Below are 12,790 nucleotides of genomic sequence, written 5' to 3' on the forward strand. Positions count from 1 at the left end.
GATGGCGCGCCGCGGCCTTTTGATCATCCTGTCGTCCCCGTCGGGGGCGGGCAAATCCACCCACACCAAACGTCTGCGCGCGTGGGATCCGTCGATCCGCTTTTCCGTCTCCGCGACCACCCGCGCCCCGCGCGAAGGTGAAGTGGACGGGGTGGATTACCATTTCAAGGCCGAGGATGAGTTCAAACGTCTGGTGGCCGACGACAAGATGCTGGAACACGCCCATGTGTTCGGGAATTTCTACGGCTCCCCGATGGAGCCTGTGCAAACGGCGATCAACGAAGGGGTCGATGTGCTGTTTGATGTGGATTGGCAGGGCGCCGAACAGATCAAGGACAGCCCACTTGGCCAACATGTCCTCAGCGTGTTTTTCCTGCCGCCCTCAATTGCTGAGCTGCGCCGCCGCCTTGAGGGACGCGGACAGGACAGCGCCCAGGTGATCGACAAACGCATGGCGCAAAGCTGGGATGAGATCAGCCACTGGCGGTCCTATGATTACGTGCTGGTCAACGATGATCTGGACGCAACCGAGGCGCAGCTGCGCACGATTGTAGAGGCCGAACGCCAACGCCGTGATCAGCAACCCGATCTGGCGCACCACGTGCGCGGCCTTCAGGATGAATTCGCAAAGGGCAGTGATGTTGTATAGCTTGGGGGCCGCGCGGCCCGTGATTGACGACAGCGCATGGATCGCGCCGGGCTGTCATGTGATGGGCCACGTGACGGTCCGCGCAAAGGCGTCCGTGTGGTTTGGCACAACGATCCGCGGCGACAATGAGATGATCACCGTGGGCGCGGGCAGCAATGTGCAGGAAAACTGCGTGCTGCACACCGATATGGGGTTTGCGCTGACCATCGGTGAAAACTGCACCATCGGGCACAAGGCCATGCTGCATGGCTGCACCATTGGCACCAACAGCCTGATTGGCATGGGGGCAACTGTGCTCAACGGGGCTGTGATTGGCGACAACTGTCTGATCGGGGCTGGGGCCTTGATCACCGAAGGCAAAGTCATTCCTGACGGATCGCTGGTCATGGGGATTGGCAAAATCGTGCGGCAGCTGGACGCAGCCGCCATTCAGGGCCTGACGGCGTCGGCCCTTCACTATCAAGAAAACGCGGCGCGTTTCGCGGCCGAGTTAAAGGAAATCCAGAATGTCTGACGCCCCGAAATCCACCGCGCCCAAGTCTTTGGCCCGCCGGCCTGCGTGGCCCACATCCGTGTCGCGCCCGGTGGTGACGCCTTTGCAGCCGTCTGTCGTCTACAGCTCCCCCGATCCGGACGGGCTGGACCAACAGTATGAAGACGGCTCTGGCTTTACCTATGCCCGCGAAGGGCACCCGAACGCCACCGTCTTGGCCCAAAAGATAGACAGCCTCGAAGGTGTTGATGGCGGGATCATCACAGGGTCCGGCATGTCGGCCGTGGGCGCCGTGTTCTTGGGTGTGCTGCAAGCGGGGGATCATATCATCGGGGCAGATCAGCTCTATGGTCGCACCTTGCGGCTGATGACCGAAGACCTGCCAAAGTTCGGGGTGGACACCACGCTGGCCGATCCAACAGACGCAGACGCCATCGCCGCAGCCATCCAACCCAACACGAAAATGGTGGTGGTTGAGGTCGTGTCAAACCCGACCATTCGTGTGGCCGACATGGAGGGGATTGCGAAACTCTGCCACGATCGCGGGCTTCTTTTGATGGTCGACAACACCTTTACCACGCCGCGCAGCTATCTGCCGTTTGAAAACGGCGCCGATATTGTAATTCATTCCGTCACCAAATTGCTGGCCGGTCACTCGGACGCGACGCTGGGCTATGCCGTCGCCAAAGACCCCGCGTTGATGGACAAAATCAACGTGGCCAACGTCACATGGGGCCTGACGCCCAGCCCCTTTGACTGCTGGCTGGCCGAACGTGGCCTGCAATCGTTTGATCTGCGCTATGACCGCGCCGAGGCCACAGCCACGGCCCTGTCCGAGGCGTTGTCAGGATTGGACGGTGTGACCAAGGTTCTGCATCCCAGCCGCCCCGATCACCCAGACCACAACCGTGTGGCACAGGTTTTGGGACATCGCCCCGGCAACATGATGTCGTTTGAGGTTGCAGGTGGGCGAGCCGCGGCCAATGCGCTGACCAATGCCGCACGTGATCTGCCCTTTGCGCCCACGTTGGGCGATGTGGGCACCACCCTCAGCCATCCGGCCTCGTCCTCGCACCGTGCGCTGACGGAAGAGGGGCGCGCGGCCTTGGGCATTTCCGAAGGCTTCTTCCGTGTCTCTGTCGGATTGGAAGACCCACAGCTTTTGATTGATGAGCTGACGCACGCCATCGCGGAAAGCCAAAAGGCCTAAGCGATGTCTGATGTCCGGTCCTTGATTGCAAGCCTGCCCAATCCGGTGATTGTGGTGGGAGGCGATCACCGGATCAGGGCGATCAACAGCCCCGCACAACGGCTGGTCGGCACCGATTGCAACGGCTGGCATTATGTAACGGCCCTGCGACAGCCAGCCTTGCTTGATGCGGTGGAACAGGGCCTGTCGACGGGGGGCCAACAAACCACGCGGTATCTGGGCAATGACGGCGCGCGTCCGACCACTTGGGACGTCTCCGTGCGGCCCGTGATGCTGAATGAGGGCCAAGTGGTGGTGCTGTCGTTTCAAGACATCACCGCCCTGGAAGACGCAGGCGAGATGCGGCGCGGTTTTGTGGCCAACGTGAGCCATGAGATGCGCACGCCGCTGACGTCCCTGTTGGGGTTCATCGAAACCCTGCGCGGCCCCGCCCGCAACGATCCCGAAGCCCAACAGCGTTTTCTGGGCATCATGGAGCAAGAGGCCGGGCGCATGCACAATCTGGTCGAAGACCTGTTGTCGCTCAGCCGTGTTGAGGATCAAGAACGCATGCGACCCACAGGCGCTGTGGCGCTGGACCGCTTGATTGGCGAAGTGGGCGAAGCCTTGGCCCCGGTCGCAGCCGCAGCCCAGGTCGACCTGATCTATGATCTGCCACAAACAAAAGTGGAGGTCTTGGGCGATTGGGGCCAGCTGTGGCAAGTCGTCAGCAATCTGGTTGAAAATGCCATCAAATACGGAGGTGACGGGGCACAGGTGACGGTGGCCCTCACGCAGCCCGCCCATGATCCGGTTTTGCGCGCCTCAGGCGTCAGGCTTATTGTGCGCGACGAGGGCGAAGGAATCGCAGCCCATCACATTGCCCGCCTGACGGACCGATTCTACCGTGTCGATACCCACCGCAGCCGCGAAATTGGGGGCACGGGGCTGGGATTGGCCATCGTCAAACACATCATCAACCGCCATCGGGGACGCTTGCGCATCGAAAGTCAGCTGGGGCAAGGCTCTGTTTTTACGGTGATTTTGCCAACCGGGGCGGCCGCACCTGCGGAATAAATCGCCCCCCAACGCGGGCTGTCACATAACTTTTACAATAGTGTCACAAAAGCGTTTTGCGCGAGGCTTAGCACCCACCTCAAGGACGCACGGTTCGCGGGCGTCCACACCCCGAAAGATCGGGGGGATGAACACGACGTACAGGAGCATTCAAATGTCCTTCATCAAAACCGCCGCCTCGACATTGGCGATCACCGCAGTCACAGCAACAGCCGCCGCCGCACGCGACAATGTGCAGGTGGCCGGATCGTCTACCGTGCTGCCCTACGCCTCTATTGTGGCCGAAGCCTTTGGCGACAACACCGACTTTCCAACACCTGTCGTTGAATCCGGTGGGTCCTCCGCCGGTCTGGCCCGTTTTTGTGAGGGCATCGGCGAAAACACCATCGACATCGCCAACGCCTCTCGCGGCATCCGCGCCGGTGAGATCGAAGAATGTGCCGCCAATGGCGTGACCGACATCATCGAAGTGCGCATCGGCTATGACGGCATCGTGTTTGCCAGCCAGATTGATGGCCCTGATTTTTCCGCCTTCACCCCCTCCGACATCTTCAACGCATTGGCCCCACAGGTCATGGTGGACGGTGAACTGGTCGACAATCCGCACACACAGTGGTCTGATTTCAACGCGGATCTTCCGGCGGCCGACATCTTGGCCTTCATCCCGGGCACCAAGCACGGCACACGCGAAGTCTTCGAAGAAAAAGTGATCGCCGTGGGCTGCGAAGAAACCGGCGCACATGATGCCATGATCGCCGCCGGCATGTCCGAAGACGACGCAGAAGACGCCTGCCTCGCTGTGCGCACCGATGGTCTGTCCGTGGACATCGACGGTGACTACACCGAAACGCTGGCCTCCATCGACGCGAACCCGAACGCCGTCGGCGTCTTCGGTCTGGCCTTCTATGAGAACAACACCGACACGCTCAAAGTGGCGACAATGTCCGGTGTTGAGCCGACAACAGAAACCATCGCCGCTGGCGACTACCCTGTGTCCCGTCCGCTGTATTTTTACATCAAAGGCGCACACATCGGTGTCATCCCCGGCCTGAAGGAGTACGCACAGTTCTTCATGGCCGATGAACTGGCTGGCCCAGACGGCCCATTGGCCCAATACGGTCTGGTGTCCGACCCGGAACTTGCCGCAACTCAAGCCATGATCGAAGCCGAAGAGGCGATGTAAGACCAAACGGAGGGCGCGGCACCGGCCGCGCCTTCCCCCTTTGAAGACCTGACCTCCTGCCGTACACAGAGGGTCCAATACAAAGACGAGCGGAGCTGCCATGCCGATCCTAACCCTCCTGATTGCCCTCGCTGTGATTGCAGTGGTGGGCTTTGTGCTTGGCCGCAGGCGCGCGCTGGCCTCTGCGTCGGGGGACTCGCGTAAGCTGCATTCGCTGCCCAGCTACTATGGATACAACGCGGCGCTGACGGGGCTGGTGCCGGCACTGTTGGTGCTGGCGGTTTGGTCCGTGGCCCAGCCCATGGTGCTGGAAAACCGCGCGCAATCGCTCATCACGCAAGAGGTTGCGGACGATGGCGCGATGAACCTGATCATGGCCGATGTGCGCCGTCTGGCCGATGGGCTCAGCACCGCCGTGGCCCAAGGCGCGCTGGCGCCGGGTGAGGCCGCGACATTGACCACCGACAGCACGGATGTGCGCGCCATTCTGGCCGACGTGGGCGTCGCCCTTGGGTCTGACGTGGGCCCTGACACCTTGCAAGCCGCGCAGGCCTACCGCGCGGGCGCCCTGTCGGGGGCGTTGTGGAAATCTGCACTGGTGCTGCTGATCGCCATTGCAGGCACGGCCTTCGCCCTGATGAAGACCAACGCCGCCTTCCGCGCCCGCAACACCGTGGAACGGGGTGTCATGGCCGTGCTGATCGCTGCGGCCTCCATCGCGATCCTGACAACCATCGGGATCGTGTTGTCCCTCATCTTCAACACCGTCGAATTCTTCAAGATGTATCCGGCGGCCGACTTTTTCTTTGGCACCGTCTGGCAGCCCAGCTTTTCAGGGCGCGGCGGGGCGTCTGAATTGGGGCTTCTGCCGCTTTTGTGGGGCACGCTTTATATTTCGTTCGTGGCGCTTTTGGTGGCCGTGCCCATTGGCCTCTTCGCGGCCATTTATCTCAGCGAATATGCAGGCCCCCGTGTTCGCGCCTTTGCCAAACCCCTGTTGGAGGTCTTGGCGGGCATCCCTACCATCGTCTACGGCCTCTTTGCGTTGCTCATCGTGGGTCCAATGCTCAAGGACGTGTTCGGGGCCGACGGGGCCTTGGGTGTCGCTTGGATGACCGGCGACCGCGCGGTGATCACCGCAGGCCTTGTCATGGGCATCATGTTGATCCCGTTTGTGTCGTCGCTGTCGGACGACATCATCAACGCAGTCCCCCAAGCCATGCGCGATGGTTCACTGGGCCTTGGCGCCACCCCGTCGGAAACCATCCGCCAGGTCGTTCTGCCTGCCGCCTTGCCGGGCATCGTGGGGGCGATCCTCTTGGCCGCGTCCCGCGCGATTGGTGAGACCATGATCGTGGTGCTGGGGGCAGGGGCCGCGGGTCGCCTTGACCTCAACCCGTTTGAGGCGATGACCACCGTCACCGCCAAGATCGTCAGTCAGCTGACCGGCGACAGCGACTTTTCTTCGCCGGAGGCTCTGGTGGCCTTCGCCCTTGGCATGTCGCTCTTTGTGATCACGCTGGGGCTGAACGTCTTCGCCCTCTATATCGTCCGCAAATACCGTGAGCAGTACGAATGACCGATACCCCCAAAACATCCCTGCTGACCGTCGATGCGCGCACACGCAAACGCAACGCGGCTGAGAAGCGGTTCAAGGCCTACGGCATTGTGGCCATCGCCATTGGCCTGCTGTTTCTGGTCGTGCTGCTGACGTCCATCCTGCGCTCCGGCCTGCCCGCGTTCACCACAACCGTGGTCGCATTGGAGGCCACAATCACCCAAGAGGACGTGGACGCCGCCGAAGGGCAATTGCTTAAAACCGCAGCCTATGAGGCGTTGCTGGTCGCCAAAGTGAACGAGTTTCTGGTGGAACGCGGATCGACCATCGAGGTGGACGAAGATTTCATCACGGACCGTCTGGTGCCCAAAACCGGGGCCACGATCCGTGAATTCTACAAGGAAAATCCCGACCAAATCGGTCAGACGGTGACGTTTGATCTGCCCGCGTCCACCCGCATCAGCCGCTATTTCGAGGGCGATCTGTTGCGCGAAGACGTGACCGACAGCCGCTTTCTTGAGGTGGCCGATCTGGACGTTGTCGATGTGATGATTGACGCAGGGCTGATCACCACGGCCTTTGACTGGAACTTCATCACCGGCACGGACACCGCCGTGGACAATCCCGGTGGTGCGGGTATCGGGGCCTCCGTGATCGGGTCGTTCTTCATGATGATTGTCGTGCTGCTTCTGGCGCTGCCCATTGGTGTCGCGGCCTCAATCTACCTTGAGGAATTCGCGCCCAAGAACCGGCTGACAGATCTGATTGAGGTGAACATTTCAAACCTCGCTGCTGTGCCGTCCATTGTCTTCGGCATCCTTGGCCTGGCTGTCTTCATCCAGTTTGCCCATCTGCCCCAATCGGCGCCTTTGGTGGGGGGCCTTGTGCTGACCCTGATGACGCTGCCGACCATCATCATCTCCACCCGTGCCTCGCTGAAATCCGTGCCGCCCAGCATCCGCGATGCGGCCCTTGGGGTGGGGGCGTCGAAAATGCAGGCGGTGTTCCACCATGTGCTCCCGCTGGCCATGCCCGGCATTCTGACCGGCACGATCATCGGCCTTGCGCAGGCCTTGGGGGAAACGGCCCCTCTGCTGTTGATCGGCATGGTGGGCTATGTGGCGCGGGAATATCCTGATGGGATCATCTCCGGCTTTGTGGACAGCAACTCCGCCATGCCTGCGCAGATCTACACCTGGGCCGCACGCGCCGACACGGGCTTTTACGAAAAAGCATGGGGCGGCATCATCGTGCTGCTGGTCTTCCTGCTGACGATGAACCTGATTGCAATCCTGCTGCGCCGCCGGTTTGAGCGCCGCTGGTAGGAGACCCGACATGAAAGAGACGAATATGACAAACGCCAAAATCTCCGCCCGCGCTGTGCAGGTGTATTACGGCGACAACCACGCCATCAAAGACGTGAATGTCGACATCGAAGACAAAACCGTGACGGCCTTCATCGGCCCGTCGGGCTGTGGCAAATCCACGTTCCTGCGGACCATCAACCGCATGAACGACACCATTGATATCTGCCGCGTTGAGGGCGACATCCTGATCGACGGCGAAGACATCTACGACGCCAAGGTTGATCCCGTTCAGCTGCGCGCCAAGGTCGGCATGGTCTTCCAGAAACCCAACCCGTTTCCGAAATCCATCTATGACAACGTGGCCTATGGCCCCAAAATCCACGGGCTGGCCCGCAACAAGGCCGAACTGGACCAGATCGTCGAAAGCTCCCTGCGCAAGGCCGCCCTTTGGAACGAAGCCAAGGACCGCCTGAATGCACCGGGCACGGGCCTGTCTGGCGGCCAACAGCAACGTCTGTGCATTGCGCGGGCCATCGCAACCTCACCTGAGGTCCTGCTGATGGATGAACCGTGTTCCGCGCTGGACCCGATTGCAACCGCGCAAGTGGAAGAACTCATCGATGAGTTGCGCCAGTCGTTCAGCGTCGTCATCGTCACCCACTCCATGCAGCAGGCCGCCCGCGTCAGCCAAAAGACCGCCTTCTTCCACCTCGGCAATCTGGTGGAATTTGGCGAGACCGACAAGATTTTCACCAACCCCGAAGACCCGCGCACGGAAAGCTATATTTCCGGCCGCATCGGGTAAGGAGACTGATATGACACAGCACATTTCCTCCGCTTTTGATCGTGACCTAGAGACGTTGCAGGCGCTGGTCGTCAAGATGGGCGGCCTTGTCGAAAACGCGATCCTTGAAGGCGCCAAAAGCCTAGAGGCCCGCGACATCGACGGTGCCAATGCCGTGCGCAAAGGCGACAAGGTCATCGATGCCCTTGAGGAACAGATCAACGAAGAGGCCGCGCGTGTCATCGCCCTGCGCGCGCCCGTGTCCAAGGATTTGCGGACACTGCTGTCGGTTCTGAAACTGGCCTCCAACCTTGAACGCATGGGCGATTACGCCAAAAACATGGCCAAACGCACGCCCATTCTGGCCGAGATGCAGCCCATCAATGGCACCGACGCTGCCCTGCGCCGCATGTCAAAAGAGGTGCAGTCAATGCTGTCTGACGCATTGGACGCCTATGTGCGGCTTGATGCGGATCTGGCCGAGGCCGTGCGCCAGCGCGACATGGATGTGGACCAGATGTATAACGCGCTGTTCCGCGAATTCCTGACCTTCATGATGGAAGACCCGCGCAACATCACTGCCTGCATGCACATGCATTTTATCGCCAAAAACGTGGAACGCATGGGCGATCTGGTGACGAACATGGCCGAACAGGTGATCTATATGGTGACCGGTGAAATGCCCGATGAGGACCGCCCAAAGATGGACAGCACCGCCGCCGCACGCACAGGACAGTAAGATGTCAGACCAACCCCACGTCTTGATTGTTGAAGATGAACCCGCCCAACGCGAAGTCCTCAGCTACAACCTTGAGGCCGAAGGGTTCCGCACCACCAAGGCAGAAGACGGCGAACAGGGCCTCTTGATGGTCGAAGAAGACGCGCCGGACGTGATTGTGCTGGATTGGATGTTGCCCAATGTGTCGGGGATTGAGGTCTGCCGCCAACTGAAAAACCGCCCCGATACGCGCACCATCCCGATCATCATGCTGTCTGCACGTTCAGAGGAGGTCGACAAAGTCCGCGGCCTTGAAACGGGCGCCGATGATTACGTGGTCAAACCCTATGCCGTGGCCGAACTGATGGCCCGCGTGCGCACACAGCTGCGCCGCGTGCGGCCCAGCACGGTGGGGCAGGTGCTGTCCTACGACGATATTCAGCTGGATTCCGAAACCCACCGCGTCACCCGCGCAGACACCGAATTGAAACTGGGCCCGACCGAATTCCGCCTGCTGACGACGTTCATGGAAAAACCTGGCCGGGTCTGGAGCCGTGAACAGCTTCTCGACCGTGTGTGGGGCCGTGATATTTACGTGGACACGCGCACGGTTGACGTCCACATCGGACGGCTGCGCAAAGTGCTGACCAGCACAGGTGGCGAAGACCCGGTACGGACGGTGCGCGGGGCGGGCTATGCCTTGGGGTAGCAAAAATTCACAGAATTTTTGTGCTCAAAGTCTCGATGAGACTTTGTCCGGCTCACCCACCCATCGCCTTTCTTTCATCCTCACGCGCCTTCAGAGCGCTGCGTCGTGAGATCAGCGAGGCGGTGATCACGCCAAGCGTCACCAGAAGGATCATGATCGTCGACAGGGCGTTGATCTCAGGCGTGACGCCAAGGCGCACGGCTGAAAAGATCTTGATCGGCAAAGTCGTGGACGATGGGCCCGAGGTGAAAGATGCAATCACCAGATCATCAAGGGACAACGTGAATGCCAACAGCCAGCCCGATATCACCGCAGGCAGGATGATCGGCAACGTCACGGAACGGAACGCATCAAACGGCGTGCAGCCCAGATCCAGCGCGGCCTCCTCCAACGATTGATCAAAGCTCACAAGGCGAGACGTCACGACCACACTGACGTAACACATGGCAAAGGTCGTATGGGCCAGAACAATCGTCACCACGCCGCGATCCAACCCGATGGCGATAAAGAACAACAACAGTGACAGACCAGTGATCACCTCAGGCATGACCAGCGGCGCGTAGATCATCCCCGAAAACAACCCACGCCCGCGAAACCGCCCCGCGCGCACCATGATATAGGCCGCCATGGTGCCCAATACCGTGGCCAGCGTCGACGACCAGAAGGCCACCTTGATCGTGACCCAAGCGGCGTCCAGAAACGCCTCATTCTGCCACAACTCACCATACCACTTCGTGGAAAAGCCCGCCCAGACGGTCACCAGACGACTTTCGTTGAAGCTGTAGATGATCAAGATCAGCATCGGCAGATACAGAAACGCGAACCCAAAGGTCAGCGCCGTTGCGTTGAACCACGAAAACCGCCTCATCTGTCCGCCTCCCTCTCGATCTGTTGGTTGCGTTGGAACAACACGATGGGAACGATCAGGATCAACAACAGCATCACCGCCACAGCGGAGGCGACAGGCCAGTCGCGGTTGTTAAAGAACTCTTCCCACAGCACTTTGCCGATCATCACCGTGTCCGACCCGCCCAATAGCGACGGGATCACAAATTCGCCCAAGGTGGGGATGAACACCAGAAAACAGCCCGCGATCACACCCGGTTTGCTAAGGGGGGCGGTGATCAGCCAGAAGGCAGACAGGGCCGTACAACCCAGATCTTCGGCGGCCTCAACCAAGCTGTCATCCATCTTTTCCAATGCTGCATAGATCGGCAGCACCATGAACGGCAGGTACGTATAGACGATGCCCACATAGACAGCGGCATTGGTGTTGAGGATCGTCAAAGGCTCAGAGATCACACCAAGGCCCAACAGAAACTGGTTCAGGTAGCCTTCGGTGCTCAGAATGCCGATCCAAGCGTAAACGCGGATCAGAAAGGACGTCCAGAACGGCAGGATGACCAACATCAGCAACGTGGGCCGCCAATGTTCCGGCGCGCGCGCCATACCGTAGGCAATGGGATACCCGATCAGCAGGGTGAAAAAGGTCGAAATAATCGCGATTTTCAGGGACGACAGGTAGGCTGCGAAATACAGGAAATCAGGGATGTCCACGAAGGCGCGCAGCTGCGGCAACAGCAGCGCCAGAACACCCACAATCACCGCCACATTCACCAAAGCCACCGCCAGCGCGGTCAATGCCGCCGCCGCCGTGTCAAAGAACCCGTTCGGCGTGTCCGGCACCAGCGCGCGGCGCACGCGGGGGTAGACGATGTTGAACATCACCACACACAGCGCGACAGCGGCAAAGGCCGCAACCACAGCACCGGCCCCGATGAACGCATAGTTCTCCAGATCGAGGCCGGACAGCATCGTCCAGAACCCGTCCTTCATCGTCGGCACATAAGGCGGGATCGCCAGCGCGATATCGCTGAGAGAGATTTTCAGAACGATGCCAAAGGGCACCAAAAAGAAAATCAGCAGCCACGCATAGGGCAGGGCAATCAGCAGGCGGCGTTTCATTCCGTCAACACCACGCCTGCGGTGTCCGTCCAGCTGAGGTAGACGTGATCCTCCCACGTCAGGTTCCGGCGGGAGATGCGGCGCGTGTTCGTCGCCTGCGCCTTTACAATCAGGCCGGGCGCGACCTCAACATGATAGGTGGAGATGTTGCCGAGGTACGCAATGTCGAGGATCTTACCCTCCATCACATTCGCGGCGTCTGGTTTTTCGGACGAAATCGCCACCTTTTCAGGGCGGATCGCAAATTGGACAGTGCTGGCCGCAGGGGGTGGCGTGTCCGAGGTGGCCTTGATCGGCTCTTCGGTCGCGGACCACTTGATCGCGACGTCCGTACCAGTACTGCCAGCCTCAACCGCGCCTTCGATCAGGTTCACGTCACCAATGAAGTCCGCGACGTAAGCACTTGTTGGGGCTTCATAAATCTGATCCGGCGTGGCAACTTGGGCAAGGTTGCCATCGACCATGACGGCAACGCGGGACGCCACGGTCATCGCCTCTTCCTGATCGTGGGTGACGATCACAAAGGTCGTGCCTGTGGATTCTTGAATATCCATCAATTCAAACTGCGTCTCATGGCGCAGTTTTTTGTCCAGCGCGCCCAAAGGTTCGTCTAACAACAACAACTTAGGCGCCTTTGCTAAACTACGGGCAAGGGCCACACGTTGGCGTTGCCCGCCCGAGATCTGATGGGGTTTGCGTTTTGCAAACTTGCCCAGCTGCGTCAGCTTCAGCATCCGCTCCACACGATCGCCAATCTGGTCTTTGGGCATGTCGGACCGCTTGAGGCCAAAGGCGATGTTTTCCCAAACCGTCAAATGCGGAAACAGCGCGTAGGACTGAAACATCATATTCACGGGCCGCTCATTTGGGGGCACCGGCCCAATATCGACACCATCAAGCAGGATTGTGCCCTCGGTCGGGGTTTCGAACCCCGCCAGCATGCGCATCAACGTGGTTTTGCCACAGCCCGAGGGGCCCAAAAGCGCAAAGAACTCCCGCGCGTAAATATCAAGGGTCAGATCATCAATGGCGGTGAAGTCGCCAAACCGTTTGGTAACGTTTTTGAACTGGATCAGGGGTGTTTCGCTGGGGTCATCCCACGGGGCAAACACCGCGTCAGGTCTGGGCTGCGCCATACGCATTCTTTCTGAAAAGTGC

The 12,790-nt window shown here is 60.0% G+C and carries 13 protein-coding genes; 10 read left to right on the forward strand and 3 right to left on the reverse strand.

Annotation, left to right across the window (positions count from 1 at the left end; genetic code table 11):
- Nucleotide 1 precedes the first annotated feature (1 nt).
- From gmk to phoB, 10 genes are all read left to right on the forward strand, one after another.
- Nucleotides 2-649: a guanylate kinase gene (gene gmk, locus PSJ8397_RS01880; RefSeq protein WP_085862857.1), complete on the forward strand. Its 648-nt coding sequence runs from the start codon at nt 2-4 to the stop codon at nt 647-649.
- The gene (locus PSJ8397_RS01885; protein WP_143515319.1) at nt 639-1,163 is read left to right on the forward strand and encodes a gamma carbonic anhydrase family protein; all 525 of its coding nucleotides are present in this window, start codon (nt 639-641) and stop codon (nt 1,161-1,163) included. Before gmk ends, PSJ8397_RS01885 begins: the two co-directional genes overlap by 11 nt.
- Complete coding sequence (locus PSJ8397_RS01890) at nt 1,156-2,352, forward strand: trans-sulfuration enzyme family protein (RefSeq protein WP_085862859.1); 1,197 nt, start codon at nt 1,156-1,158, stop codon at nt 2,350-2,352. The genes PSJ8397_RS01885 and PSJ8397_RS01890 overlap by 8 nt, the downstream gene beginning before the upstream one ends.
- A gap of 3 nt (nt 2,353-2,355) precedes the next feature.
- Nucleotides 2,356-3,408 (forward strand): ATP-binding protein, encoded by a 1,053-nt coding sequence (locus PSJ8397_RS01895; RefSeq protein ID WP_085862860.1) that lies wholly within the window; start codon nt 2,356-2,358, stop codon nt 3,406-3,408.
- A gap of 154 nt (nt 3,409-3,562) precedes the next feature.
- Nucleotides 3,563-4,591 carry a PstS family phosphate ABC transporter substrate-binding protein gene (locus tag PSJ8397_RS01900; RefSeq protein WP_085862861.1) on the forward strand — a complete coding sequence of 343 codons (1,029 nt, stop codon included), beginning with the start codon at nt 3,563-3,565 and terminating at the stop codon, nt 4,589-4,591.
- Between the two features lie 100 nt (nt 4,592-4,691).
- Complete coding sequence (gene pstC, locus PSJ8397_RS01905) at nt 4,692-6,170, forward strand: phosphate ABC transporter permease subunit PstC (protein ID WP_085862862.1); 1,479 nt, start codon at nt 4,692-4,694, stop codon at nt 6,168-6,170.
- A complete protein-coding gene (pstA, locus tag PSJ8397_RS01910) occupies nt 6,167-7,474 on the forward strand; it encodes a phosphate ABC transporter permease PstA (RefSeq protein WP_085862863.1) in 1,308 nt (435 codons plus the stop codon). The genes pstC and pstA overlap by 4 nt, the downstream gene beginning before the upstream one ends.
- A 25-nt stretch (nt 7,475-7,499) precedes the next feature.
- A complete protein-coding gene (pstB, locus tag PSJ8397_RS01915; protein WP_235000579.1) occupies nt 7,500-8,261 on the forward strand; it encodes a phosphate ABC transporter ATP-binding protein PstB in 762 nt (253 codons plus the stop codon).
- 10 nt (nt 8,262-8,271) lie between these two features.
- Nucleotides 8,272-8,979: a phosphate signaling complex protein PhoU gene (gene phoU / locus PSJ8397_RS01920; protein ID WP_085862865.1), complete on the forward strand. Its 708-nt coding sequence runs from the start codon at nt 8,272-8,274 to the stop codon at nt 8,977-8,979.
- Nucleotide 8,980: 1 nt separating this feature from the next.
- Nucleotides 8,981-9,667 carry a phosphate regulon transcriptional regulator PhoB gene (gene phoB, locus PSJ8397_RS01925; RefSeq protein ID WP_085862866.1) on the forward strand — a complete coding sequence of 229 codons (687 nt, stop codon included), beginning with the start codon at nt 8,981-8,983 and terminating at the stop codon, nt 9,665-9,667.
- Nucleotides 9,668-9,719: 52 nt separating this feature from the next.
- Here the strand turns inward: phoB and PSJ8397_RS01930 are convergent, their stop codons facing one another.
- The 3 genes from PSJ8397_RS01930 to PSJ8397_RS01940 are packed head-to-tail and all read right to left on the reverse strand — an operon-like array spanning nt 9,720 to nt 12,768.
- Nucleotides 9,720-10,535 carry an ABC transporter permease gene (locus tag PSJ8397_RS01930; protein ID WP_085862867.1) on the reverse strand — a complete coding sequence of 272 codons (816 nt, stop codon included), beginning with the start codon at nt 10,533-10,535 and terminating at the stop codon, nt 9,720-9,722.
- The gene (locus PSJ8397_RS01935; RefSeq protein ID WP_306372129.1) at nt 10,532-11,632 is read right to left on the reverse strand and encodes an ABC transporter permease subunit; all 1,101 of its coding nucleotides are present in this window, start codon (nt 11,630-11,632) and stop codon (nt 10,532-10,534) included. The genes PSJ8397_RS01930 and PSJ8397_RS01935 overlap by 4 nt, the downstream gene beginning before the upstream one ends.
- A complete protein-coding gene (locus PSJ8397_RS01940; RefSeq protein ID WP_085862868.1) occupies nt 11,629-12,768 on the reverse strand; it encodes an ABC transporter ATP-binding protein in 1,140 nt (379 codons plus the stop codon). Before PSJ8397_RS01940 ends, PSJ8397_RS01935 begins: the two co-directional genes overlap by 4 nt.
- Nucleotides 12,769-12,790: the final 22 nt, after the last annotated feature.

The organism is Pseudooctadecabacter jejudonensis, from assembly GCF_900172275.1.
In the GTDB taxonomy this organism is placed as follows: domain Bacteria; phylum Pseudomonadota; class Alphaproteobacteria; order Rhodobacterales; family Rhodobacteraceae; genus Octadecabacter; species Octadecabacter jejudonensis.

Excerpts from the sequence above, each read along its gene's own strand:
- PSJ8397_RS01890 (WP_085862859.1), top strand. The coding sequence starts at position 1,156 with ATGTCTGACGCCCCGAAATCCACCGCGCCCAAGTCTTTGGCCCGCCGG.
- pstC (WP_085862862.1), top strand. The coding sequence starts at position 4,692 with ATGCCGATCCTAACCCTCCTGATTGCCCTCGCTGTGATTGCAGTGGTG.
- PSJ8397_RS01895 (WP_085862860.1), top strand. The coding sequence starts at position 2,356 with ATGTCTGATGTCCGGTCCTTGATTGCAAGCCTGCCCAATCCGGTGATT.
- PSJ8397_RS01900 (WP_085862861.1), top strand. The coding sequence starts at position 3,563 with ATGTCCTTCATCAAAACCGCCGCCTCGACATTGGCGATCACCGCAGTC.
- PSJ8397_RS01885 (WP_143515319.1), top strand. The coding sequence starts at position 639 with ATGTTGTATAGCTTGGGGGCCGCGCGGCCCGTGATTGACGACAGCGCA.
- PSJ8397_RS01940 (WP_085862868.1), bottom strand. The coding sequence starts at position 12,768 with ATGGCGCAGCCCAGACCTGACGCGGTGTTTGCCCCGTGGGATGACCCC.
- PSJ8397_RS01935 (WP_306372129.1), bottom strand. The coding sequence starts at position 11,632 with ATGAAACGCCGCCTGCTGATTGCCCTGCCCTATGCGTGGCTGCTGATT.
- gmk (WP_085862857.1), top strand. The coding sequence starts at position 2 with ATGGCGCGCCGCGGCCTTTTGATCATCCTGTCGTCCCCGTCGGGGGCG.
- phoU (WP_085862865.1), top strand. The coding sequence starts at position 8,272 with ATGACACAGCACATTTCCTCCGCTTTTGATCGTGACCTAGAGACGTTG.
- pstA (WP_085862863.1), top strand. The coding sequence starts at position 6,167 with ATGACCGATACCCCCAAAACATCCCTGCTGACCGTCGATGCGCGCACA.
- PSJ8397_RS01930 (WP_085862867.1), bottom strand. The coding sequence starts at position 10,535 with ATGAGGCGGTTTTCGTGGTTCAACGCAACGGCGCTGACCTTTGGGTTC.
- pstB (WP_235000579.1), top strand. The coding sequence starts at position 7,500 with ATGACAAACGCCAAAATCTCCGCCCGCGCTGTGCAGGTGTATTACGGC.
- phoB (WP_085862866.1), top strand. The coding sequence starts at position 8,981 with ATGTCAGACCAACCCCACGTCTTGATTGTTGAAGATGAACCCGCCCAA.